19 protein-coding genes are annotated in these 23,272 nt (G+C 72.0%); 9 read left to right on the top strand and 10 right to left on the bottom strand.

All coding sequences use genetic code 11. The features are described from left to right. Positions 1-105: 105 nt before the first annotated feature. Positions 106-804, bottom strand: a complete 699-nt coding sequence (locus AB0C62_RS25480) for a YoaK family protein (RefSeq protein ID WP_362976794.1) — start codon at positions 802-804, stop codon at positions 106-108. A gap of 323 nt (positions 805-1,127) precedes the next feature. Between AB0C62_RS25480 and AB0C62_RS25475 the strand changes: the two genes are divergently transcribed. Then, complete coding sequence (locus AB0C62_RS25475; protein WP_362976792.1) at positions 1,128-2,360, top strand: low temperature requirement protein A; 1,233 nt, start codon at positions 1,128-1,130, stop codon at positions 2,358-2,360. 94 nt (positions 2,361-2,454) lie between these two features. Here the strand turns inward: AB0C62_RS25475 and AB0C62_RS25470 are convergent, their stop codons facing one another. Beyond that, a complete protein-coding gene (locus tag AB0C62_RS25470) occupies positions 2,455-3,726 on the bottom strand; it encodes a transposase (RefSeq protein ID WP_362976790.1) in 1,272 nt (423 codons plus the stop codon). 134 nt (positions 3,727-3,860) lie between these two features. Between AB0C62_RS25470 and AB0C62_RS25465 the strand changes: the two genes are divergently transcribed. From AB0C62_RS25465 to AB0C62_RS25455, 3 genes are all read left to right on the top strand, one after another. Then, entirely contained in the window at positions 3,861-4,118 is a 258-nt protein-coding gene (locus AB0C62_RS25465) for a hypothetical protein (protein WP_362976788.1), read from the top strand. 290 nt (positions 4,119-4,408) lie between these two features. Continuing rightward, a complete protein-coding gene (locus AB0C62_RS25460) occupies positions 4,409-4,765 on the top strand; it encodes a PRC-barrel domain-containing protein (protein WP_362976786.1) in 357 nt (118 codons plus the stop codon). Between the two features lie 25 nt (positions 4,766-4,790). After that, positions 4,791-4,964 carry an HIG1 domain-containing protein gene (locus tag AB0C62_RS25455; RefSeq protein WP_362976784.1) on the top strand — a complete coding sequence of 58 codons (174 nt, stop codon included), beginning with the start codon at positions 4,791-4,793 and terminating at the stop codon, positions 4,962-4,964. Between the two features lie 69 nt (positions 4,965-5,033). On the opposite strand, the gene AB0C62_RS25450 is transcribed toward AB0C62_RS25455, so the two are convergent. The 4 genes from AB0C62_RS25450 to AB0C62_RS25435 all read right to left on the bottom strand — a co-directional run bounded on the left by AB0C62_RS25450 (position 5,034) and on the right by AB0C62_RS25435 (position 10,004). Beyond that, complete coding sequence (locus tag AB0C62_RS25450) at positions 5,034-6,536, bottom strand: aspartate aminotransferase family protein (RefSeq protein ID WP_362976782.1); 1,503 nt, start codon at positions 6,534-6,536, stop codon at positions 5,034-5,036. Beyond that, positions 6,536-7,900, bottom strand: a complete 1,365-nt coding sequence (locus tag AB0C62_RS25445) for an MFS transporter (RefSeq protein ID WP_362976780.1) — start codon at positions 7,898-7,900, stop codon at positions 6,536-6,538. Before AB0C62_RS25445 ends, AB0C62_RS25450 begins: the two co-directional genes overlap by 1 nt. Next, positions 7,897-8,556, bottom strand: a complete 660-nt coding sequence (locus AB0C62_RS25440; protein ID WP_362976778.1) for a TetR/AcrR family transcriptional regulator — start codon at positions 8,554-8,556, stop codon at positions 7,897-7,899. Before AB0C62_RS25440 ends, AB0C62_RS25445 begins: the two co-directional genes overlap by 4 nt. 224 nt (positions 8,557-8,780) lie before the next feature. Continuing rightward, on the bottom strand, positions 8,781-10,004 hold the full coding sequence (locus tag AB0C62_RS25435; protein WP_362976776.1) for a serine hydrolase domain-containing protein: 1,224 nt from the start codon (positions 10,002-10,004) through the stop codon (positions 8,781-8,783). A 316-nt stretch (positions 10,005-10,320) separates the two neighbouring features. On the opposite strand from AB0C62_RS25435, the gene AB0C62_RS25430 reads away from it, so the two are divergent. Continuing rightward, complete coding sequence (locus tag AB0C62_RS25430; RefSeq protein WP_362976774.1) at positions 10,321-11,661, top strand: GAF domain-containing SpoIIE family protein phosphatase; 1,341 nt, start codon at positions 10,321-10,323, stop codon at positions 11,659-11,661. Between the two features lie 175 nt (positions 11,662-11,836). After that, the gene (locus tag AB0C62_RS25425) at positions 11,837-12,838 is read left to right on the top strand and encodes a zinc-binding dehydrogenase (RefSeq protein WP_362976772.1); all 1,002 of its coding nucleotides are present in this window, start codon (positions 11,837-11,839) and stop codon (positions 12,836-12,838) included. Positions 12,839-12,853: 15 nt separating this feature from the next. Here the strand turns inward: AB0C62_RS25425 and rox are convergent, their stop codons facing one another. Beyond that, entirely contained in the window at positions 12,854-14,278 is a 1,425-nt protein-coding gene (gene rox / locus AB0C62_RS25420) for a rifampin monooxygenase (protein WP_362976770.1), read from the bottom strand. A gap of 524 nt (positions 14,279-14,802) precedes the next feature. Between rox and AB0C62_RS25415 the strand changes: the two genes are divergently transcribed. Beyond that, entirely contained in the window at positions 14,803-16,614 is a 1,812-nt protein-coding gene (locus tag AB0C62_RS25415) for an arabinofuranosidase catalytic domain-containing protein (RefSeq protein ID WP_362976908.1), read from the top strand. Between the two features lie 265 nt (positions 16,615-16,879). Beyond that, positions 16,880-18,274: a PhoX family protein gene (locus AB0C62_RS25410; RefSeq protein WP_362976768.1), complete on the top strand. Its 1,395-nt coding sequence runs from the start codon at positions 16,880-16,882 to the stop codon at positions 18,272-18,274. An 81-nt stretch (positions 18,275-18,355) separates the two neighbouring features. Here the strand turns inward: AB0C62_RS25410 and AB0C62_RS25405 are convergent, their stop codons facing one another. The 3 genes from AB0C62_RS25405 to AB0C62_RS25395 form a co-directional block, all read right to left on the bottom strand. After that, entirely contained in the window at positions 18,356-19,093 is a 738-nt protein-coding gene (locus tag AB0C62_RS25405; protein ID WP_362976766.1) for a YoaK family protein, read from the bottom strand. A 257-nt stretch (positions 19,094-19,350) separates the two neighbouring features. Further along, positions 19,351-20,946 (bottom strand): glycerol-3-phosphate dehydrogenase/oxidase, encoded by a 1,596-nt coding sequence (locus AB0C62_RS25400; RefSeq protein ID WP_362976764.1) that lies wholly within the window; start codon positions 20,944-20,946, stop codon positions 19,351-19,353. Further along, positions 20,943-21,551, bottom strand: coding sequence for a helix-turn-helix domain-containing protein (locus tag AB0C62_RS25395; protein WP_362976762.1), 609 nt, complete (start codon positions 21,549-21,551; stop codon positions 20,943-20,945). Before AB0C62_RS25395 ends, AB0C62_RS25400 begins: the two co-directional genes overlap by 4 nt. Before the next feature lie 84 nt (positions 21,552-21,635). On the opposite strand from AB0C62_RS25395, the gene AB0C62_RS25390 reads away from it, so the two are divergent. After that, on the top strand, positions 21,636-23,225 hold the full coding sequence (locus tag AB0C62_RS25390; RefSeq protein ID WP_362976760.1) for an FAD-binding oxidoreductase: 1,590 nt from the start codon (positions 21,636-21,638) through the stop codon (positions 23,223-23,225). The last annotated feature ends 47 nt before the right edge of the window (positions 23,226-23,272 follow it).

Below are 23,272 nucleotides of genomic sequence, written 5' to 3'. Positions count from 1 at the left end.
GAAGCGCATCCCGGATCAAACAAGGCCGGAAGATCGGCAGAGGACGACACCTCGGGGTGCCGGATTCGATTGATCCCGATCCTGAGCGGCCCGTTTCCGACGGCCTCAGCGGCCGGAACCGAGCTTCTTCCCCGAGGCGGCACGCACCACGACCATCAGAGACGTCGTCACCAGCACGGCGGGAACCGCCGGGGCTCCTAGACGGGCCCAGTGGACGGTCAGGCCGCCGAGGGCCGCGCCGACGGGAATGAGGGCGACGATCAGGGCGACGTGCCGGTCGAACGTCCTGCGCTGCACGGCCTCCGCGACCAGACCGGTGATCGCCCCGGTCATGTACGCCGTCGTCTCGGCGCCGCCGGTCACGATCCGGACGCCGCCGTTCTGGCATCCCATGGCCAGCGAACTGGCCGCCAGCAGCGCCGCCCGTTGCGCCGCTCCCGGCTCGCCGCCCACACCGAGCCAGAGGATCCACACCCCCCACAACAGGACGCACTCGGCCATGAGGGCGGCCCTCACTCCCCCGGTCCGGTGACGCCGCCGCCCGAACCCCACCGCCGCCTTGCTGCCGAGCACCACACCCACCACGTAGGCGACGATCGCCAGCGCCGCGAGGCGGGCCGTTCCGGGATGTCCGCCGCCGAGGCCCAGCCCGAGCAGGGCGAGGTTGGCGGTCATGACACTGGTGAACACGCCGCCGAGAACCAGGAACCCCACGGCGTTGACGCAGCCGGCGGCCGCGGTCAGCAGGTACTGGGCCCTCCGGTCCAGCGCGGCGGCGGAGGTGTGGCCGCGATCGGCGGGCATGGCTCCTCCGTTCACCGCGGCGTGTGCCGTCGTACGACGCCGGGGCGGGTCCGCGCACGTCCGAGAGCGGTGCGGCGGGAGCCGCCGGGCCTCCCACGGTATAGCCGCCCCCGGCAGGCTGCCCCGCCGACGCCGGCACCGCGCGGCGGAAGTTCCCGAAGCGGGCGTCGGCGCCACGTCCGCCCGGAGGGACCGCGCGCGGTGCGGCCTGGCTAGGGTTGGGTTCCCCTCGGCACGCTGGGCCCGCCGGGGCGGGCGTGCGCGCGGACGCGGTGTACTCCATCCGGCCGACCGGACGTTGTCGTGAGAGCGCAGGGAGCGTTGTGGACGAGGTATCGACCGCCCGGCCGGAGCCCGAGGCCGAACGGCACGCCAGTTGGTTGGAGTTGTTCTTCGACCTCGTCGCCGTGGCGGGCGTGGCCCAGATCGCGCACCTGCTGCACGGCGAACCGGGTCTGCCGGACCTCGGCATGTACGCCCTGCTGTTCCTGGCGCTGTGGACCGCGTGGATCTGCTTCACCCTCTACGGGAACGTGGCCGGGGAAGGCACCCATGCCCGCACGGTGTTGGCCGCCATGTTCGGCATGGCCGTGATGGCGGCCGCGGTGTCCGGCGTCCACGACGGTGACCACGGACAGGCCAGGGCCTTCGCCCTCGCGTACGTCCTCATCCGGCTCCTGGCCAACCGGGCGTGGGAGTTCCGCCGCGAGATCCTCGTCGACTGGCCCGCCGCCCAGATGTCGCTCGGCGTCATCCCGTGGATCGTCTCGCTGTGGGTGCACGAGCCAGCCCGGTACTGGCTGTGGGCGCTGGGCATCGCCCTCGACCTGTACGTCACCTTCAGCGTCTCCGCGCGGGACATCGTGCAGAGCCGCGAGGCCCACCGGCGCCGGGAGACCCGGCGCTCGCGCCGCCGGGACGAGAACCACGCCCCGCGCCGCGACGACGGGCCCGTGTCGCTCGCCGCGGCGCAGTCCGACCACCTGAGCGAACGGCTCGGCCTGTTCGTGATCATCGTGCTCGGCGAGGGGGTGGCACAGATGATCGACGCCGCCTCCGAAGCCGAGTGGACCAGGAAGCTCTACGCCTTCGCCGTCGCCGGCTTCTTCCTCCTGGTCGCTCTGTGGTCGTTGTCCTTCCGGCACGGCTACGCGGGGGTGCCGCACCTGACCGCGCGGTCGTTGCCCGCCCGGGCGGCACTACCGCTGCACTGCTTCGTGTCCGGTTGTCTGGCCGCCCTGGCGGCCGGTCTGGGTGCGGCGGTCGAGCATCTGCACTCCCTTCCCACCAGCACGCGATGGCTGCTGTGCACGTCGCTGGCCGGGTACTTCCTGCTCAGTGGGCTCGCCTCGCTGCGGCACGCGGCCCGGGAGCGCCGCTGGCTGCTGACCGTCGCGCTGCCGTGCACCGTGCTGCCCCTGCTGGTCGCCACCTTCGGCGCGCGCCTGGCGACGGTGACCGTGGTCTGGCTGCTCGTGGCGGTCACGATCTGGCCGACGTACTACGAGAGCCGGCGGGCGAAGAGCGCGCGGGCCGCGACCGCCCCGACGCCATGAGGAGCGGCCCGGGCACGGGAGGACACCGGACTCCAGGCAGGTATCTGCCGTGCGCCTCTCCCACGGCCGGTGCCGGGAATGAACTTGAATACCGTCACTTGGCATCCTCCCTGCCCCAATGGGTGGGGGTTCCCGTCTGGCTGCCGGTGGTGGCCGGCTTGGCCTTCGGGTGGGTTCCCCGTTCGACGGGCCGTGCCTGGTGTGGGATTGCCACACCGGGTCTGACCGGCCCTCCAGGGGCGTTTAGCCTCTCCGCCTGCCCGGCGGCGAGGATCACTCGCGACGCATTGAGGTCACGATCATGTTCAGTACCGCACGATCCGCACCGCCAAGTGCGCACGTGCAGCGGCTTCTTCCCGTCCACGACCCAGCACACATGACAGGTCTGGGAGGAGGGAAGCCACCGCGACACGACGCCGACATGCCGCCCGTACCGTGCGGCCTTTTCCTCCAGCACGCGGCGGAACGTACCCCATGCGGCGTCGTGGACGGACTTGGCCAGGCGGGTGCGTGCGAGACCGGAGACCGCCAGGTCTTCGAGGTAGACCGCTTGGTTGTCGCGGACCAGCCTCGAAGCCGTCTGGTGGCACCAGTCCCGGCGCGCATCGGCCACCCGGGCATGCGCCCGCGCGACCTTGATGCGGGCCTTGGCCCGGTTCTTGGACCCCTTCGCCTTCCGGCTGAGGACCTGCTGCGCCTTGCGCAGTCTGCGCTCTGCCCGGCGCAGGAAGCGGGGGTTTTCGATCGTCCTGCCGTCGGACAGGACCGCATAGGTGGTCAACCCCAGGTCGATGCCGACCTCGGAATCGGACGGCGGCAAGGTGTCGGTGCCGGGTTCGATTTCGACGACGAACGAGGCGAAGTACCGACCGCAGGCGTCCTTGATCACGGTCACCGACGACGGGGCGGACGGCAACGTCCTGGACCAGCGGACGCGGACGTCTCCGATCTTCGCCAGGTTCAGCCGGCCATTGGGCCGCAGGCGGAAGCCGTTCCTGGAGAAGCGGGCCGTATGCCGGTTGTCCTTCTTCGACTTGAACCGGGGCAACCCCACACGGCGCCCGCGCCGCTTGCCCATCACCGAAGCGAAGAAGTTGCTGTACGCGGTGTCGAGATCGCGCAGCGAGGACTGCAACGCGTCCACCGACACCTCCCCCAGCCACGCCCGCTCGGGAGTCTTCTTCGCCTCCGTGATCACCTGCTTCGCCAGGGCACCGACCGGGATACGGGACTTGTCCGCCTGAAAGGCGGCCTTCCGGACGGCAAGCGCATCGTTGTAGACCACCCGGACACAGCCGAACGTACGGGCCAACGCGACACGCTGCCCCTGCGTCGGCTCAATCCGAAAGGAATACTGCAGGTACATGCGAGCAAGCTAGCGGCCGCCACTGACAACACAGTCCCGACCGACAGGAGCTGACCAGCTCTCCCCGCCCCAGCTCCGCAGGAGCTTCGCTTCATCCCCGGGCTGACGCCCGGGGTTTCCACGAAGGAGGTCCGATGACTACCGAACCGCAGAGCTTCACGATCCTGCTGGTCCCCGAGCATTTGGCGGACGGGGGTGGTACAGCCCCCGAAGAGGCCGCCGTGCGTTCGGCGGTCGTCGAGGCGACCGGTGAGATGGGCGAGACGGGCTATCCCCGTTACGCGGGAGAGGGCTTCGTCGCCGAGATCGACCCCCGTACACGCGTCGTGGAGGGCGTCCTGGTCGACGGCTCGGAGCTGGACTACGGAATGGCCGCCGTGGTCGCGTCCTGAGCGATGCCGCGGCGGCCGACGACCACCGGGCGAGACCGTTCTGAACGACCCGCCCGCCAGACCGTTCCCGTACCGCTCGATGCATGGCCCGGCGCCCCGCGCAACCGGAGAACCGCCCCGGTGAACCGCACGCGACTCCGCCCCGGCGACCCGTCCCCGGCCGTACCGACCGGGGATACCGGCCCGCCGGACGTCCCAGCACGTCAGCACCTGCGTACCGGCAGGAGTACAGAGGCGACGCAAGGGCATCAGGCCTACGATCGGGGGTACTCCGACTGTGGAGGTTCAAGATGTTCGAGGCAGGTGACATCCGCGAATGGCGTGGCCACGACGTGGTGGATTCCGGTGGCCACAAGATCGGCATGCTGGAGTCGGTCTATGTGGACACGGCGACCGATGATCCGTCCTTCGCCACGGTGACGGTGGGCATGCCCACACGCCGCCGTCTGGTGTTCGTTCCGCTCGACGGCGCGACCGTCGGCCCCGGGTATCTGAAGGTCGTTCACGACAAGAACCTGGTGAAGAGTGCTCCCTCGATCGACACGGACGGCGTACTGCCCGCCGAGGACGAGCCGGGAGTCTTCGCGCACTACAAGCTCGACTACACACCGGGCGCGACGGGCGAGCGGCGCCTCGCCCGTCGGTGAACCGCCGAAGCCGCCTGGAGACCCGATGAGCCTGTTCCTTTTCCTGATCCTCGTAGCCGTCGTGCTGGGCATCATCGGCGTGGCCGTCCACGGCCTGTTCTATCTGCTGGTCGTCGGGTGCGTCGTGCTGGTCGCCGCGCTCGTCTACGGTGCGATGCGCTTCCGCCGCGGCGGGCGGAAGCAGCGCATCGCCCGCTGACCGGTCACCTCGCGCTCCCGCGTCCACCCCGGCTGCGACCGACCCCGGTCGGCGCGGCCCGAGTTGCGTTCACCCGCCCAGGTACGGGCTGTACAGCGCGGACAGGAAGCGGGTGACGATCACCTCGCGGGTGGCCGGCGGAAGAGCGTCCAGGAGACGGTTGACGGGGGCCATGCGGGCCGAGTCGTTGCCCGTGAGGTCGACGCCGGCGGCGGGCAGGAGCGCCGCGAAGGACGCGTTGTCCAGTTCGGTCAGATCCACCTGCCGGAGCAGGTCGACGATGTCGGCGGGAGGTGTCGGGGGGCCGAGGGGACGGACGACGTCGACGCACTCGCGCAGGACGGCGAGGAGCCCGTCGACACCGTTCTCGCTGACTCCGGTGAGGGTCAGGTGCAGGTTGGCGGGGAGGCCGTCGAGGCTGAGTTGGGGCTGCAGGAAGTAGCCCCGGGCACGGGTCTCGTCGGCGAGGGCGAACAGGTCGAGCGGGGCGTCGGCGGCCGGGTCGGTGCCGATCGCGACGAGGGTGGCGTCCGGCGTGCCGAGGACGGTGAGGCCGTCGATGGCCTCGACTCCGGCGATCAGCCGGCGGGTCGCGGAGAGGGCGGCGCGGCCGAGTTCGCGGTAGCCGTCGACGCCGAGCGACTGCAGTGTGGCCCAGGCTCCGGCGAGCGGTCCCGCCCCCTTGCTGCTCTGGATGGTGGAGTTGACGACCGTGTAGCCGGGCCAGGTGGCGCAGGCGTAGTAGGCGCCCAGGCGCATCGCCTCGTCGCGGAACAGCAGGACCGAGGCCCCCTTGGGCGCGTAGCCGAACTTGTGCAGGTCGCACGAGAGCGAGGTGACGCCCGGGACGGACAGGTCGAAGGCGGGGATCGCCGCACCGGCGTCCGCGAGCCAGGGCAGCAGCCAGCCGCCGACGCACGCGTCGACGTGACAGGGGATGCCCCGGGCGGCGGCGTCGGCGGCTATCTCGGTGACCGGGTCGATGACGCCGTGGGCGTAGGACGGCGCTGAGGCGACGACGAGGACGGTGTTCTCGTTGCACAGGGCGGCAGTTGCCGTGGGGTCGGCCCGGTACGTCGACGGGTCGACGGATGCGCTGCGTACGGCGACCCGCAGGTAGCTGCCCGCCTTGTGGAAGGCGGCGTGGGCGGTGACGGGGACGACGATCTCCGGGGCGAGGATGTCGGGGCGGGCGTCCCGTGCGGCTTTCACGGCCAGCATGATCGACTCGGTGCCGCCGCTGGTGAAGATCCCCGGGGTGGTGTCGTCGCCGCCGAGACGGGAGGCCGTCGCGCCGACCACCTGGCGTTCCAGGGCGACGATGCTCGGGAACGCCGTCGGGTCGAGGCCGTTGACCTCCATCATCGCCACGTAGGCCTGCTCGGCGGTGTCGCGGACCTCGGGGCGCCCGCTGTCGTAGACGTACGCGGTGGTGTGGCCGCCGCGGGTGGGCAGGTCGGCGGCGGTGAGGACGGCGAGTTCGGCGAGGAGGTCGGCACCGGGGCGACCCGTCGCGGGCAGGCCGGGGTGGGCGGACCGCGGGGTGGTGGCGGCCTGCTGAGGAGTCGTCATCAGGGGGTTTCCGTTTCTTGCGGGGCGCGACGGCGGCCGTAGGCGCGCAGGGCCGGCAGGGAGAGCAGCATGAGCAGGGCGGGGACCAGGCTGAAGCCGAGCAGGATGCCGGTCCGTGCGGTGGCGGTCTGGGCGACCGGGTGGTCCAGGGTGGAGGAGACGAAGCCGGTGGCGGCGAGGGCGATCGAATAGGCGCCGGGTCCGGCGGCCAGGCCGAAGGTCTCTCCGGCCGTCCAGAGCCCGGTGAACGCGCCGGACTGCACCTGGCCGGTCCTGGCGCTGTCGGCGTGCACGGTGTCGGGCAGCAGGGCGAGCGGCAGGACCTGGAGGGCCGCGTAGCAGATGCCGAGCAGCGCGCACAGTGCGAGTGTCGTGGCGACCGCCACGGTGCCGCTTCCGCTGCCGGCGGCCGGCAGGAGGGCTGCCGCGCCGAGGGCGTAGCCGCAGGTGGCGACCGTGAGGCAGCGCAGTCGGCCCCAGCGCCCGGCGGCCTTGGCCCACAGGGGGACTGCGACGGCGCTCGGCGCGACCAGGCAGACGAAGAGCACCGAGGTGAGGCCGTAGCCGCCGAGCCGGTAGGTGGCGACGTACGGTGCGGCGGCCAGCATGATCGCGACGGCGGCGGCCTGGAGGACGAACGAGGCCAGCAGCGCGAAGAAGGCGCGGTTTCCGCGTGCGGTGCGGAACGCCGCGATCAGGCCGAGGGGTTCGGGTCCGGGGTGTGAGCGCACCCAGCGGGTCCCGAGGGCGGGAACGAGCAGGACGGCCGTGATGACCAGGCCCACGGTCAGCGCCATCACGGCGTAGCCGGTCCGGCCGCCGCCGGCGGCGCCGACCAGGACGGGGGCGGCGCCGCCGGCTATCAGAATGCCCAGGGTCAGGAACACGATCCGCCACACCATGATCCGGGTGCGGGCCGCCGGGACGGAGGACATCTCGGTGGGCAGGGCGACGTAGGGCACCTGGAACAGGGCGAAGGCGCTGGCGGCCAGGACGAAGGTGACGGCGACCCAGATCGCCGCGCCGCCGCCGGTCGTCGGTGACAGGAACATCGCGGCGAAGGCCGCGGGAAGGGCGAGTGCGCCGGCGACGAGGAGCCGGGTCCGTCTTCCGGTGCGGACGGCTTCCCGGTCGCTCGCCGCTCCGACGAGGGGGTTGAAGACGGCGTCCCACGCCTTGGGCAGCGCGACGACCAGGCCGGCGACTCCGGCGGGAACGCCGAGTGCGTCGGTCATGAAGTAGAGCAGCAGCAGTCCGGGGACGGTGGCGAACAGGCCGGTGCCGACCGAGCCGAGGCCGTAGACGAAGAGGCGTCGCCGGGTGAGCTCGCCGGTGGCGGCCGCCGGGAGCGCGGTGGTCGTCATCCGTGCTCCCGGTCGCTCGGTGCCGGGGTGTCGAGGGCCAGATCGCGCAGGACGAGACCGCGTAGGTGGGCGCGGAAGCGCGGGACCTCGGCGCGGACGGCGGAGCGGCAGAATCCGTGCGTGGTCCAGAGCACGGTCCATACGGTCATCTCGACGTCGGCGGGCACGGCGGGCCCGCCCGGCAGCGCGGCCAGCGCCTCGGCCACCGTCTCGCGGACCGAGTCGATGAGGGGGCGCGCGTAGGACGCCTCCAGGTCGGCGAACTCGGCGGCGTCCGCCAGCCAGCGGCGCATCCACAGGGCGGGGATGTGCGGCTGGTCGAGGCAGAAGTCCAGGTAACGATCGACGAGTCCGGTGACGGCCGCGGCCGGATCGGTGGGCGCGAGCGTGCGGAAGGTCCGCAGCGCGTCCGCCAGCACCCGTTGTTCGGCGAGGTGGGCGCGCAGCATGACCTCGCGGTACAGGTCCGGCTTTCCGCCGACGTGGTAGGCGACGGTGGCCATGTTCAGGCCGGCCTCCGCGGCGATCCGCCGGGTGCTGGTGCCGTCGTATCCGTGGTCGGCGAAGAGTGCGGTGGCGGCGGCGATGATGCGTTCGCGGCTGGCGTCGGAGGGCGCCTGCGCGGCGGCCGGTGAGGCGGGTGGCGACTCGGGCATGGCGGGGAGACTACGCGGCCGGGACGTCTCAATCAATCGATTGATGGAGACCGGTTCGACGGCCGCTCCCGGCGTCCGCACGGACGACTGCCCCTGTCGGGCGGAGCGGCTGTGGGCCGTCCGCCCGACATGGGCAGTTCCGGGTCGAACTCACCCGCCTGGTGCGCGATCCCGAGCCGGGGCCGGCCGCGCGGGGTGCGCGGGCCGGCCTGGGCTCGTCCGCGTCACCGGCTCTGCGGGGACAGCGGCTTCAGTGCGACCGAACCGTCGTAGACGTTCTTCGGGGTGATGACGCTCGTGACGGCCCGGGCGAGCAGGGTGGACGGCTCCTGGCCCTGGTAGGTGATGTCGGTGTTGATCAGGATGACCAGGGTGGCCTTCTGCGAGGGCAGGTAGACGGTCACGCTCTCGTAGCCGGGGATGGAACCGTTGTGCCCGATCCAGCCGTTGGCGTTGAAGATGCCGAGGCCGTAGCTCAGGCCCGGGAAACCGGTCGGCAGCGTCTTCAGCCGCTGCGCCTGGGTCTTCGGGCTGAGCAGCTCGCCGGTGGCGACGATCTTCGCCCAGCGCCGCAGGTCGTGCAGGTTCGAGATCATCGCCCCGGCGGTCCAGCCCCAACTGGGGTTCCAGTTCGTGGAGTTGGTCACCTCGCCGTTCAGCGTCTGGTTGGTGTAGCCCTGCGCGTGGGGCTTGGGGAACCAGGCGTTGCTCGGGAGCAGCGTGTGGTGCAGGTGGGACGGGTGGAGCACCTGCTTGTCGATGAAGTCGACGGCGCTGGTGCGGGCGACCTTCTCGATCACGAGCCCGAGCAGGATCAGGTTGGTGTTGGAGTACTGGAACTGTGTGCCGGGCGCGAAGGTGTTCTTGTGCTTGAAGCCGTACGCGAGCACCTGGCGCGGGGTGAACGAACGGTTCGGGTCGCTGAGCAGGGTGTGGATGAAGTCCGCGTCGGCGGTGTAGGGGAACAGGCCGCTGCGCATCTCGGCGAGTTGGCGCAGGGTGATGTGACGGCCGTTCGGAACGCCCCGTACGTACTTGGAGATCGGGTCGTCCAGGCCGATGCGGTGGTCGTCGACGAGCTTGAGCAGCGCGGTGACCGTGAAGGTCTTCGTCTCGCTGCCGATCCGCGAGTAGAAGTCGGTCCTCATCGGCTTGCGCGTGGCGGTGTCGGCGACGCCGGTCGCGCGGACGTAGCAGCCCTTGCCGGGCATCCACACCCCGACGACGACGCCGGGGATGGAGGCCTGCTTGCGGACGTCCGCGATGGCCTTGTCCAGCCGGGCGTTCGTCTTCCGGCCGAGACCGCCCTGCGGGCAGTCGACGCCGTCCGGCCGGTCGACGGCCACGGTGCGGGGCGCCGCCGTGGCGGGCACCACCGCCATGGGGGCCAGCGCCGACGCCGCGAGCACTGTTGCGGCGACGAGTCGGCGGGAGGGGGTACGTCGCATGTCGGGGCACCTCTTCCAGTTCAGGGGTGAGAGCTGTGGGGGCAAGCGTCACCATCCGGCCCGTGGGTGGAGGCACCGCCCGGTCCGGGTGCCGCCGAGTCCACTCGTTCGGAGCCAGGCGGACTCCCGATCGCGGGCTCCGTCGGCGGGCCCACATCTCGGGACGGCCACAGCTTCCGCTTCTTCGGGCGGGGGGCCGATAGCGGTGTGCGCGGAGCGATACTGTTGCCGTGCGTCAAATGTCTTGGCGCCCGGCGGTCCGATCGCCGTCATCGCGCTTGTGGGACACGGGCGCGGGGGGACAGGGGAACGCCGGATGCAGGATGTCGAATTCGCCGCGGGGCTGCGCCCCGACGGTCTGCCGGCGGCGTTGTCCGATCCGAGGCGGCTCGCCGCGGTGCAGGCGACCGGCCTGCTGGGCACCGGTCCCGAGGAGGCCTTCGAGGACCTCGCGCGGCTCGCCGGCGCGGTGACCGGCTGCGGACGGGCCTTCATCACGCTCGTCGACGACCACCGCTCCTTCTGGAAGTCCTGCGTCGGCGTGCCGGCCCAACGCGTGGACGAGCGGCAGAGTTCGGTGCGGGACAGCTTCTGCTACTTCCTCGTCGGGCTGGCCGGGGACCCGTTCGTCGTCGAGGACGCCGCGTCGGATCCACGCACCCGCGATCATCCGGCGGTCGTCCCGATGAAGATCGGCGCCTGGGCGGGTTACCCCATCCTCGGGCCGGGCGGGCACGTGCTGGGCAGCCTGTGCGTGATCGACGACAGTCCGCACGTCTGGCGGCCCTCGGAGCTCAGTTCGCTCGCGACCATGGCCCGCGCGGTGAGCAACGAGATCAACATGCGCACCTCGCTGGCGACCGTGCAGGACGCCCTCGCCACCGCCCAGGAAGCGCTGGAGCAGTCCAACACGCTCGCCCGCAGCCTGCAGGACAGCCTGCTGCCCCCGACCCTCCAGCAGGTGCCCGGGCTGGAGGCGGCGGCGTCCTACCTACCCGCCGCCGGCGGCACGACCGTGATCGGTGACTTCTTCGACCTCTTCCACACGAAGGGGCCCTGGTGGTCCACGGTGATGGGCGACGTGTGCGGCAAGGGCGTCGAGGCAGCGAAGGTCACCGCCCTCGCCCGCTACACCCTGCGCGCCGAGGCGAGCCGGCACCTGTCGCCGGCCACCGTCTTCGAGCATCTGAACTCGGCGCTCATCGAACAGCGCAAGGGCGAACGCTTCCTGACCGCCGTGTACGCCACCTTCCGCCTCACGCCGGGCGGCCTCTCCGGCCGGCTCTGCACCGCCGGCCATCCCCCGGCCCTGATCCGCCGGGCGAACGGACGCGTGCAGGAGATCGGCCGGCACGGCAGCCTGCTCGGTGTCCTGCCCCATGTCGCTTTGGCCGACGTGCGGTTCCGCCTGGGTCCCGGCGACGCCCTGCTGCTCTACACCGACGGCGCCACCGACGCCCGCGCCCGCCGCACCGCGGCCCCGCGCGCGCGCCCGATGTTCGGGGAGGACGCGCTGGCCGCGGCCCTGGCCGACTGTCACGACCTCGACGCGCAGGGCATCATCGCCCGCCTCGGTTCGCTGCTCGCCGAGCACAGCGGCAACTGGGCGAGCGACGACACCGCCCTGCTGGTGCTGCGGGTGCCCGAGAGGGACTGACCGCCGCCTCGCGGGAGCCTCCTGTCGACCCGTCGGCTCCGGGCGGTCGGCGAGGCCCGCGGCGGGGTGCGCCCCAACGGGCCGGATCTCGTAGCGGGTCGGGAATGAAGTCGCCGTCGCCGGGTGTTGACCACCGCCGTCCGACTCTCCTGCCTCCGGGAAGAAGGCCAGGCCCATGACGTACTCGCCGACCACGATGCGCGCCGTCCGACTCACCGGCCCCGGTCCCGTGGACAACCTGCGCCTCACCACCCTGCCGCTCCCTCCCGAGCGGGACGGCTGGGTGCGGATCCGGGTCGAGGCGTTCGGGCTCAACCGCTCGGAGCTGAAGCTTCGGCTGGGCGTGAGCGTGGGGGTCAGTTTTCCCCGCGTACCGGGTATCGAGGCCGTGGGCACCGTCGACTCCGCTCCGGACGGCTGCGGGCTGGTGCCGGGCCAGAAGGTCGTCGCGATGATGGGCGACATGGGGCGCACCTACGACGGCGGCTACGCCGAGTACACGTCGGTGCCGCTGTCCCAGGTCATCCCCGTCGACACCGATCTGCCGTGGGAGGTGCTGGGCGCACTGCCGGAGATGGTGCAGACCGCGTACGGCTCGCTGACCGTCGGGCTGGATCTGCGGCCCGGCCAGTCCGTGCTGATCCGCGGCGGCACCTCGTCGGTCGGCCTGGCGGCCGCCGCGCTGGCCGGCTGGCGGGGCGCCACCGTGCTGTCCACGACCCGGCGCTCCGACCGTCTTGCCCTGCTGAAGGAGCACGGCGTCGACCATCCCCTTCTGGACACCGGCGAGGTCGCGCCGGCGGTGCGCGGGCTGTACCCGGACGGTGTCGACGCGGCCCTCGATCTCGTCGGCACGCCTACCCTGCCCGACACGCTGCGGGCGGTGCGCGTGCACGGGACGGGCTGCTTCGGTGGCAGCCTCTCGAACCAGTGGACGGTGCGGGACTTCTCCCCGAACGAGTACCTGCCGAAGGGGGTACGTCTGTCGGGCTACTTCGGCGATGCCGCGGACCTGCCGCGGGAGGCGTTCCAGGAGATCCTCGACGCGGTCGCGGCCGGCCGGCTGGCCTTCCCGGTGGACCGCGTCTACGACGGACTGGAGGAGGTGGCGCGGGCCCACGACGACATGGAGCACGACCGCGCCACCGGCAAGCTCGTGGTCCGCGTCCGGCACTGAACGCGGCGGGTCCGCTCAACCGGCGGCCGCGCCGAACCACTTGGGCAGGTGGTCGACCAGGTCCCGCTGGTCCTCACCCGCCCATGCCACATGGCCGTCCGGCCGCAACAGCACGGCGGGCACGTCCAGTTCCTCACTGACGTCGACGACGTGGTCGACGCGGTCCGCCCAACCCTCCACGGAGAGACGGCCGGTCTGGTCGAGCAGCAGGCCGCGCCCGTCGTGCGTCAGGGAGTAGAGACGCCCCCGCTTCAGTTCCAGGTCCTTCATCCGCCGGCCGAGCAGCGCGTGCCCCTCTCCGAAGTCGTACCGGACGTCGACGGCGGTGATCATCCCGGTCACGTACCGGTTGACCTCCTCGAAGTCCATCAGCCGGTCGAACAGGGCCCGCAGCGCCGTCGCGCCGGCGTCCGTGCCGAGGAGGGTGATCTGGGCGCGGGTGTTGTCCAGCACGCGCGCTCCCACCGGGTGCCGTTCGTCGTGGTAGCTGTCGAGCAGTCCTTCGGGCGCCCAGCCGTCGACGGTGGCGGCCAGCTTCCAGCCGAGGTTGAACGCGTCCTGGACGCCGAGGTTGAGCCCCTGTCCGCCGGTCGGCGGGTGGATGTGCGCGGCGTCGCCGGCCAGCATCACCCGGCCGACCCGATAGCGCTCCGCCTGCCGGGTCGCGTCGCCGAACCGGGACAGCCAGACCGGCGAGTGCACACCGAAGTCGGTGCCCGCGACGGCCCGCAGCCGTTCCTTGAACTCCTCCAGGGTCGGCGCCGTGGCGCGGTCGGACACGCCCGCGGCGGGCACGACGACGCGGAACGTGCCGTCGCCGTTGGGGATGGTGCCGAACCTCAGCTGGGTCCTGCGGACTTCGGTGACGACGGCGGCGACCGTCGCCGGGTCCTCGGCCATCTCCATGTCACCGAGGAGCGTCTCGACCGTCGCGGGCTCGCCGGGGAAGCCGACGCCGAGAAGCTTGCGCACGACGCTCCGGCCGCCGTCGCACCCGACCAGGTAGCGCGAGCGCAGCCGCGTGCCGTCCACCAGATCGACGGTCACGCGGTCCGAGTCCTGGCTCAGTCCGACCACGTCACTGCCGCGCCGGATCTCCGCGCCGAGTTCGAGGGCCCTTTCGTGGAGCAGCCGCTCGGTGACCGGTTGCAGGGTGGACAGACCGTAGGGGTGGGCGGTGTCCAGCCGCTCCGGCCACGGCTTCGCGATGCCGCCGAAGAGCCCACCGGCCTGGAACCTCTCACTGACCGCGAGGAACCGGTCCAGCAGTCCGCGCTGGTCCATCACCTCGACGCTGCGGGCGTGCAGCCCGCGTCCACGGGACTCCCTGGTCGGCGCGGTCAGCCTCTCGAGCACGACCACCCCCACGTCGTGCAGTCGCAGCTCCGCGGCCAGCATGAGGCCGGTCGGCCCGGCACCGACCACGATCACGTCCGTCATCAAATTCGCGCACACCTCTGACTCCGACAATGAGTTGCATATCCGACCGAGCACTCAAACCGACACGTTCCGGCTTCGGTGGAGGATTGTGCCGCAGGTGGGGGGCCTTACCGCAAGGCCCCCCGTGCGCTATACGTTGAGAGTGGAAAGGGGTGAACACGCCCCCGTTCCCTCGGGTGACCACTCCCCCGCTTCTCCTCCCCGGACGACCACCACCGAGCTGTCCGCCGCCACTCCCTCCGGCATGCCCGGAAACCGGTCGACGGGCCGACCGCCCCGTAAAACCACAGGTTCAGACACCGAGAAAAGGTCGACCAAAAAGAAAAGCAACAAATATTGACGCAATCGACCAGCGCGCGTAACTTCCGACCCAGTCGTCAGGCAGCCCGAACTCCGCTGCCCCGAGGGCGAGTTGTAGCTCCATCCTCCACCTGGGAGCACATATGCGCAGAAAAAGATCTGCCCTCTCGCGTCTCTTCCCCTGGTCGGCGGCCTCGCCGACGTCTCGACTGCGCCGGGCCCTGATGTCCGTCGCCGCCGCCATCGGTCTCCTGGTCACCGTGATCGTCGGCCTTCCCGGCGTCGCCCAGGCCGCGGGATCACAGCCCTGCGACATCTACGCCGGGGCGGGCACTCCCTGCGTCGCGGCACACAGCACGACCCGGGCCCTGTTCTCCGCGTACAACGGCCCGCTCTACCAGGTCACCCGCGCCTCCGACGGTGCCACCGCCGACATCGGGCTGCTGTCGGCGGGCGGCTACGCCAACGCCGGTCAGCAGGACACCTTCTGCGCCTCCACCACGTGCAGCATCTCGAAGGTGTACGACCAGACGTCCCGCCACAACGACCTGTTCCCGGGTCCGGCGGGCACCGCCGGGATGGGCGCCGACCGGGGCGCCGACGCGAGCGAACTGTCCGTCACCGCGGGCGGCCACAAGGTGTACGGCATCTGGATCTCCCCCGGCGTCGGCTACCGCTCGCACGGCGCCGCGTCCGGCACCGCCGTGAACGGCCAGGCCGAGGGCGCCTACATGGTGGCGAGCGGCACCCACGTCGGGTCCGCCTGCTGCTTCGACTACGGCAACGCGGAGGAGACCCCGGCCGACACCGGCAACGGTCACATGGACGCCGTGTCCATCGCGACCACCTGCTACTTCGCCCCGTGCAGCGGTTCCGGACCGTGGATCGAGGCCGACCTGGAGAACGGCATGTTCCAGGGCGACAACGGGTCCAACACCGCGAACAAGGGCAACAGCAGCGCGTACGTGACGGCCGTCCTCAAGAACAACGGGCAGACGACGTACGCCCTGAAGGGCGGCAACTCCCAGTCGGGCGGCCTGACCACGTGGTGGGACGGGGCCCTGCCCTCGCGGGGCGGCTATCGGCCGATGCACCAGGAGGGCGGCATCATCCTGGGCACCGGCGGTGACAACAGCAACTGGAACATGGGGACGTTCTTCGAGGGCGTGATGGTCTCCGGCTATCCGAGCGACGCCGCCGAGAACGCCGTGCAGGCGAACATCGTCTCCGTCGGCTACGCCGGCCAGACCAATGTGCCGAACGGCCCGCAGGGAACCATCACGGGCCCGGGCAACCAGTGCGTCGACGTCGCCGCGGACGACACCGGGGTGAACGGCGCCGCCGTCGCCCTGTGGAACTGCCAGACGTACGCCGAGGACCAGCACTGGACGCACTTCGCCAACGGCTCCCTCGTGACCATCGGCCGCTGCCTGGACATCGTCGGGAACGGCACCGCCAACGGCGCCCAGGTCGAACTCTGGGACTGCAACGGGGTGGGCGGCCAGAAGTGGGTGCAGCGCGCCGACGGCTCCCTGTTCAACCCCCAGTCCGGGCGCTGCCTGGACTCACCCGACGGCTCCACGGCCAACGGCACGCGGCTGCGGATCTGGGACTGCAACGGGTCCGCCGCCCAGCGGTTCACCGTCAACGCGGGCGCGCCCGTCGTGGGTCCGGGAGCCACCTGCGCCGACGTGGCCGGTGACGACAACGGGTCCAACGGCACGGCCGTACAACTGTGGGGCTGCCAGTCGTACGCGGTCGACCAGCACTGGTTCCACAGCTCGGACGGCCGGCTGCACACGCTGGGCCGCTGCCTGGACATCGTCGGGAACGGCACCGCCAACGGCACCCAGGTCGAACTCTGGGACTGCAACGCGGCCGGCGGTCAGGTCTGGCAGCAACAGACGGACGGATCGCTGCGCAACCCGCAGTCGGGCCGCTGCCTGGACTCACCCAACGGCACCACGGCGAACGGCACCCGCCTGCAGATCTGGGACTGCAACGGAGCCGCCGCCCAGAAGTTCGCACTGGGCTGACCGGCGTCGACGCACCGCGGCCCGGCCGGACCTCTTCTGTCCGGCCGGGCCGCGGCGCGTCCCCCACGAGATGGCCTCCGGCCGTCCGCCGACGCGACCAGGCCGTGCGGAGCGACCGTCAGGGCCGACGCCTCGGTGCCCCATGTGATCGCCCCGTGTTCCTGGGAAGCGAGTGACACGGAGGGCCGGAGTGGTTCCGGCGGCCTGCGCCTCGTGCTACACACAGCGGGGTCACAGTCCTGTCCGCCAACAGGAAGGTCGCACCATGCCGGAAGACAGCCGTTCCACGACACGACGTCAGGTGATGGCCCGCACAGCCGCGTTGGGCGGCGCCCTCGCCTTCGCCGGGAACCTCACCGAACTGTTCGCGGGCACCGCCGCCGCGCAGCCCCTCGGCCACAAGAGCTACGGCCCGCTGATCCCCGACCCCGCGGGGCTCCTCGACCTCCCCGCGGGATTCCGCTACCGCGTGCTCTCCCGCGAGGGTGACCGACTCCGCTCCGGCGAGGGCCTGGTGCCCAGCAACCACGACGGCATGGCCGCCTTCGCCTCGCGGTCCCGAGGCAGCCGGGACCGCGTCCACCTGGTCCGCAACCACGAGAACCGTGTCACGGCGAAGATCCCGGTCCCGACAGTCGAGGGCCTCACGTACGACCCCATGGGCAAGGGAGGCTGCACGGCCCTGGCGCTGGACGCGCGAGGACAGGTCCTCTCGGAGCGTGTCGCCATCGCCGGCACGGCCGTCAACTGCGCCGGTGGGCCCACTCCCTGGGGCACCTGGTTGACCTGTGAGGAGACCGAGGACCAGGCCGGCACGAACGGCTACACCAAGGATCACGGATTCATCTTCGAGGTCGATCCGGCCGACCCGCACCGCACGGGAGCCGTACCGCTCACCGCGATGGGCCGCTTCCAGCACGAGGCCATCGCCGTCGATCCGCGGCGCGGCGTGGTGTACGAGACCGAGGACGCGTTCCTCAAGCCGTTCGGCCTCTTCTACCGTTTTCTGCCCAACAGGCCGCAGGGCGGGACCGGTTCGCTGCGTGCGGGAGGCCGACTGCAGGCGATGCGCGTCCCGGGCGTGGCGGACCTCTCCACGATCCAGGAGACCGGTGCCACCTTCCGTGACGTCGAGTGGGTGGACGTACCGGATCCGCTGGCCGCCCAAACACCCATCCGGCTGCAGGACTTCGGGCCCAAGGGCATCACGCACGCGCAGAAGCTGGAGGGCTGCTACTGGGGCGGGACCTGTGTGTACTTCGTGTCGTCCTTCGCCCACAGCGCGGAGGGCTCGGCGGCCGACCACTACGGGCAGATCTGGCGCTACGATCCGGCGGCGCGACGCCTCACTCTTGTGATCGTCTTCGGCCCCGGCACGGATGTCCAGCTCCCCGGTGAGTCACCCGACAACATCTGTCTGGCGCCGAGCGGAGGCCTCATGGTCTGCGAGGACGGCAACGGCGCGCAGCACGTCTTCGGGGTGACCCGGCGCGGGGAGGTGTACGCCATGGCACGCGGCGCCCAGAACATCGGCACTCCCGAGTCACCGGAGTGGGGCGAGTTCGCGGGCGTCACGTTCTCCCCGGACGGCAGGACGATGTTCGTGAACTGCTACACGCCCGGGACGACCTTCGCGGTGACGGGTCCCTGGCACGACTGAGACACCTTGCGTCGCCTCGGCGGCCCGCCTCGCGGCCGTGCACGGTGCACGGCCGCGAGGTGGGCCGTCCGGCACCCATGGTCAGCCGACCAGTTCCGGGGCGAGCAGGCCCTGTCGTGCGAGCACCACGTTGAGCCCGGCGACGACGAGCACGGCCGCCGCGAGGGCGAGCAGGGCGTGTCCCGTCCCCCAGGGCGTGATCAGGGCACCGAGGACGCCGCCCGCGAAGATGCCGACGACGGTCGCGAGGAGCCGGACGCGGATCGTGCCCCGGAGCGGAGTCGAGGGGACGGCACCGGCGAGTCCGTGGATGAGGCGGACCAGGGACATCTGGGCCAGTTGGGTGGGCATTCCGGGGACGGCGGCGCGCAGCGCGGTGTCGGCGCGCAGTCCCATGGCGAAGGCGACGATGGCGATGACCAGGTAGTCCGGGTCGTCGGTGAGGGAGCCGGAACCGTGCCTCCAGAGGGCTGTCGCGCCCGCGAGGGCGAGGAGCACCCCTTCGATGGCGAGGGCGGCGGCGAACCAGTGCCGGCGCCGGGCGACCAGACCGGTGGTGACCAGGGCCCCGGCGGCGGCGCCCAGGACGAAGGCGGCCAGCGCGGAGGCGGTGCGGCCGACGGTCACCTGTCCCTCGCCCGCGACGGCGAAGGCCAGGAACAGCACGTTGCCCGTGGCCAGCGCGGTGAAGACGTGTCCCATGGTCAGAAAGCTGACGGCGTCGACCGCGCCCGCGAGGACGGTGAGGGTGGTCATCACGACGGTCTGCTGCCGTTCGCGGTGATCGGCCGACAGCGGTGGTCCGGATTCTTCACGCATGCGGTCAGTCTCGGCACACGGCCCCCTCCGCCGACCGGTGTCGGCCCCGACACGCGAGGGGTGTGCCGCCAATGGTGGGCGACCGTGCAGCCCCGCCCCGCTCCCCGCGGGCCCGACCGACACTCGGCGGACGCCTCACGGGGACACGGTCCTGTACGCGGGTGGCCAGCCGACGTGCGTCGGCTATTGGGGAGTGACGGCTGACCGACCCTCCGGGCGGGTATGAGGGAACGCCGCGGGAGGGTCTCGACCGCGGGTCAGGCCGGCTGCGCCGCTGCTTCAAGTGCCTCTCGGGCAGCGGCCGTTGCGGCTTCACGGTCCTGGGGCACGAGTCCGATGCGGGTCCGGCGGTCCAGCAGGTCCGCCTCGTCGAGGGCGCCCTCGTGCCGGGCGGCCCAGAGCAGTGCGGCGTGGGTGACGGGGTTGCCGGGCACCACGGGCTCGTTCAGGCGGGGGTCGTGGGCGCCCAGGGCGTGGACGGCGGGGGCCTCGGTGCCGTAGCGGCGGATGAGGTGGCCGGGGGCCGCCAGGGAGCCGAGGCGGTGCGGTGCCGCCGCCCCGACGAGGGGCAGTGATGCGGTCGTCGAGGGGCCGGCGCGGAGGCTGCGGGCCTCGACGGCGGCGTCGACGGCGTCCTGTGCCATGCGCCGGTAGGTCGTGAGCTTCCCGCCGACCACGGTGACGACGCCGTCGTCCGAGGTGAGCACGGCGTGGCGGCGCGAGATGTCGGACGTGCGCGCGGTCTCGCCCGACCGCGTCGGCGCGGTGTCGAGCAGGGGGCGCAGTCCCGCGAAGGCGCCGACGACGTCGTGGCGCCTGACCGGGGTGTCCAGGGCGGAGCCGAGGACGTCCAGCAGGAAGCCGATGTCCGACTCGGGGACCTCCGGCACATCCGGTATGGCGCCGTCGACGGGTTCGTCGGTCAGGCCGACGTACACCCGGCCGTCGTCCTGGGGCAGGACGAGGACGAACCGGTTGGTCTCGCCGGGGATCGGGATGTGCAGACCGGCGGGGAGCGGCCCGAACAGGTCGGAGCGCAGGACGAGATGGGTTCCGCGCGAGGGGCGGATGCGGATGCCCTCGACCAGTTCGCCGGCCCAGACGCCGGACGCGTTGATCACGGCGCGAGCCCTGATCTCGCCCTGTTCTCCGGTGAGTTCGTCGCGGACGCGGGCGCCGGTCCCGCCGATCTCCAAGGCCCGCACCCGGGTGAGGACGCGTGCCCCGTGGGCGGCGGCGCTGCGGGCGAGGGCGGTGACGAGGCGGGCGTCGTCGGTGACCCGGCCGTCCCAGGACAACAGTCCGCCGCGCAGTCCCGCGGGGCGGACGGACGGCGCCAGGTGGCGGGCCTCGACGGCGGAGAGCCGGCGCGGTGCGGGCAGCGTGGCCCGGGCGGTGCGTGCCGCGAGCCGCAGGGTGTCGCCGGCCCGGAAACCGGCCCAGGCCAGGGAAGCCTGACCGCGTGACACCAGCGGAGTGAGGGGCAGCACGAAGGGCTGGGCGCGCACCAGGTGGGGCGCGGTGCGTTCCATCAGGACCCCGCGCTCGACCGCGCTCTCGTGGGCGACGTCGAACTGTGCGGAGGCCAGGTAGCGCAGGCCGCCGTGGATGAGCTTGGAACTCCAGCGGGAGGTGCCGAAGGCGAGGTCGTGGGCGTCGACGGCGACCACGCTGAGGCCGCGGGCCGCCGCGTCGAGGGCGACCCCGGCGCCGGTGGCTCCGAGTCCGACGACCAGGACGTCGACCGCGTCGCCGTTGACCGTCTCGGCCAGCTCACGACGGCGGCGGGCGGCGGAGAGGGACGATCCGGGAGCGGGGACAGCCGGGCCGGACGGGCTGCTTGCGGGGCTCATGGCGTGAGGGTCCTCTCCAGAAGGGTGCGCAGTTCGCCGAGGAAAGCGGCGCTGGTCAGCTCGGGGTCGTCCTCGTCCGTCATGGTCCGCAGGGACAGGGTGAAGGACTGGACCACGAGGAGCACCGCGCGGGCCTGCCGTTCGACCGGGGCGCGCCGCACCGATCCGTCGGCGTGGCCTTCCTTCAGGGCGTCGGCCAGGAGACCGAGCAGGGCCTCCTGGCTGGCTCCGCGGCGGTCCAGTACGTAGGGCAGGAGGAGTTCGGGGTCGACGTCGATGATCTTCCGGAAGAGCGGGTGGGCACGGAAGGCCTCGATGCCCGCGACCAGCCCGTCGACGATCAGTGTGCGTGTCCGCCCGTCCGACCGCGGCTCCGGCATGGCGCCGGTCGCCACGTCGATCCACTCACGGGTCATCAGATCGCCGACCAGGGACCGCACGTCGGGCCAGCGGCGGTAGAGCGTCATGCGGGAGACGCCCGCGCGGCGGGCTACGTCCGTCAGCGTCGTGCGCCGCACCCCGACAGCCAGCACGCAGTCGCGTACGGCGTCGAGGACAGGGTCGCTGTCCGACCGGTCCGAGTGGTTGTGACGAATAGGCGCCATGTGTAACAGTGTAACGCCCTGGGCGGCCGTGCGGGAGACGGCGCGTAGCGAACCGACCGATGACGACCGATGAGGACGACGTTCATGGACATGCTGTGGAGTGGCTGGGGCGACCCCGCCAAGGCGGCGCCGCTGCCCGACTCGGTGACCGGCCTGCTGCGGGACCTGCTCGGCGTCAAGCCGCGTGACACCGGCACCCGCGTACTGGCGGAGATGTCCGTCGCCGAGCCCCCGCCGGCTCCCGCGCTGCGCGCACTGGCGGACGCGGTGGGCGGCGAGGAACACGTGCTCACCGACACGGAGAGCCGGATCCGGCACACCCGCGGAAAGTCCACGCCGGACCTGCTGAGGATCCGCGAGGGCGACACCGAGGACGCGCCCGGGGCGGTGGTCCTGCCGGGCAGCCACGACGAGGTCCTCGCCGTACTGCGCGTGTGCGCCGAACACGGCCTCGCCGCCGTCCCGTTCGGCGGCGGCACCTCCGTCGTCGGCGGCCTCGCCCCCGAGCGGAGCGCCTTCGTCGCCGTCGACCTGCGCCGTATGAACGGCCTGGTCGACCTCGACCCCGTCTCCCGCACCGCCACGCTCCAGCCCGGTCTGCGCGCCCCCGACGCGGAGGCCCTGCTGGCCGAGCACGGATTCACCCTCGGGCACTTCCCGCAGTCCTACGAGTGGGCCACCATCGGCGGATTCGCCGCGGCCCGCTCCAGCGGTCAGGCGTCCGCCGGATACGGCCGCTTCGACGAGATGGTCCTCGGCCTCACCGTCGCCACCCCCGAAGGCACCCTGGAGGCGGGCCGCGCACCCCGCTCGGCGGCCGGGCCCGACCTGCGCCAGCTGATCCTCGGCTCGGAAGGCGCGTTCGGCGTCATCACCGCCGTGACCGTGCGGGTCAGGCCGCTGCCGCGGACCCGGATCTACGAGGGATGGCGCTTCGCCTCCTTCGCGGAGGGCGCCACCGCCCTGCGCCGTCTCGCGCAGGACGGACCGCGCCCCACGGTGCTGCGGCTGTCCGACGAGACCGAGACCTTCGTCGGTCTCGCGCAGCCGGACGCCATCGGTTCGGCCGGGGCCCCGGCTGACGCCGGGTGCACGGCGATCGCCGGGTACGAGGGGACCGAGGCCGACACGGCGTACCGCCGCGAGCAGGCGGCCGAGGTCCTGCGCGCGGCCGGGGGCACCTACCTGGGAGCCGAACCAGGCGAACGCTGGGCCCACGGCCGCTACTCGGCGCCCTACCTGCGGGACTCCCTGCTCGACGCCGGCGCCTTCGCCGAGACCCTGGAGACCGCGACCTTCTGGTCACGCGTCCCCGCGCTGTACGCGGCCGTCCGCACCGCGCTGACCGACACCCTCACGGCGGCGGGAACCCCGCCCCTGGTCATGTGCCACATCTCGCACGTGTACGAGAACGGCGCCTCCCTCTACTTCACCGTGGTCTCCGCCCAGGGCGAGGACGCCGTGGCGCACTGGGCACCGGCCAAGGAAGCCGCCAACGAGGCGGTGCTGAACGCGGGCGGCACGATCAGCCACCACCACGGGGTCGGCACCGACCACCGCGACGCGTACGTCCGGGAGGCCGGCCCCCTGGGCATCGAGGCGCTGCGGGCCGTCAAGCGGCGCCTGGACCCCGACGGCGTCTGCAACCCCGGGATCCTGCTGCCGGTGGACTGACGACAAGAGCTCCGCCCCTCCCCCGACTCCCCTGCTCCGTCCCACTC

It is taken from the genome of Streptomyces sp. NPDC048643, from assembly GCF_040650615.1.
GTDB lineage: Bacteria > Actinomycetota > Actinomycetes > Streptomycetales > Streptomycetaceae > Streptomyces.
This window is presented reverse-complemented; position numbering and strand designations above follow the sequence as displayed.

Bases quoted from the DNA above. Each gene is read 5' to 3' on its own strand.
- AB0C62_RS25390 (WP_362976760.1), top strand. From the start codon at position 21,636: ATGGACATGCTGTGGAGTGGCTGGGGCGACCCCGCCAAGGCGGCGCCG.
- AB0C62_RS25410 (WP_362976768.1), top strand. From the start codon at position 16,880: ATGCCGGAAGACAGCCGTTCCACGACACGACGTCAGGTGATGGCCCGC.
- AB0C62_RS25435 (WP_362976776.1), bottom strand. From the start codon at position 10,004: ATGCGACGTACCCCCTCCCGCCGACTCGTCGCCGCAACAGTGCTCGCG.
- AB0C62_RS25460 (WP_362976786.1), top strand. From the start codon at position 4,409: ATGTTCGAGGCAGGTGACATCCGCGAATGGCGTGGCCACGACGTGGTG.
- AB0C62_RS25445 (WP_362976780.1), bottom strand. From the start codon at position 7,900: ATGACGACCACCGCGCTCCCGGCGGCCGCCACCGGCGAGCTCACCCGG.
- AB0C62_RS25400 (WP_362976764.1), bottom strand. From the start codon at position 20,946: ATGAGCCCCGCAAGCAGCCCGTCCGGCCCGGCTGTCCCCGCTCCCGGA.
- AB0C62_RS25455 (WP_362976784.1), top strand. From the start codon at position 4,791: ATGAGCCTGTTCCTTTTCCTGATCCTCGTAGCCGTCGTGCTGGGCATC.
- rox (WP_362976770.1), bottom strand. From the start codon at position 14,278: ATGACGGACGTGATCGTGGTCGGTGCCGGGCCGACCGGCCTCATGCTG.
- AB0C62_RS25465 (WP_362976788.1), top strand. From the start codon at position 3,861: ATGACTACCGAACCGCAGAGCTTCACGATCCTGCTGGTCCCCGAGCAT.
- AB0C62_RS25440 (WP_362976778.1), bottom strand. From the start codon at position 8,556: ATGCCCGAGTCGCCACCCGCCTCACCGGCCGCCGCGCAGGCGCCCTCC.
- AB0C62_RS25425 (WP_362976772.1), top strand. From the start codon at position 11,837: ATGACGTACTCGCCGACCACGATGCGCGCCGTCCGACTCACCGGCCCC.
- AB0C62_RS25405 (WP_362976766.1), bottom strand. From the start codon at position 19,093: ATGCGTGAAGAATCCGGACCACCGCTGTCGGCCGATCACCGCGAACGG.
- AB0C62_RS25480 (WP_362976794.1), bottom strand. From the start codon at position 804: ATGCCCGCCGATCGCGGCCACACCTCCGCCGCCGCGCTGGACCGGAGG.
- AB0C62_RS25415 (WP_362976908.1), top strand. From the start codon at position 14,803: ATGTCCGTCGCCGCCGCCATCGGTCTCCTGGTCACCGTGATCGTCGGC.
- AB0C62_RS25430 (WP_362976774.1), top strand. From the start codon at position 10,321: ATGCAGGATGTCGAATTCGCCGCGGGGCTGCGCCCCGACGGTCTGCCG.
- AB0C62_RS25470 (WP_362976790.1), bottom strand. From the start codon at position 3,726: ATGTACCTGCAGTATTCCTTTCGGATTGAGCCGACGCAGGGGCAGCGT.
- AB0C62_RS25395 (WP_362976762.1), bottom strand. From the start codon at position 21,551: ATGGCGCCTATTCGTCACAACCACTCGGACCGGTCGGACAGCGACCCT.
- AB0C62_RS25450 (WP_362976782.1), bottom strand. From the start codon at position 6,536: ATGACGACTCCTCAGCAGGCCGCCACCACCCCGCGGTCCGCCCACCCC.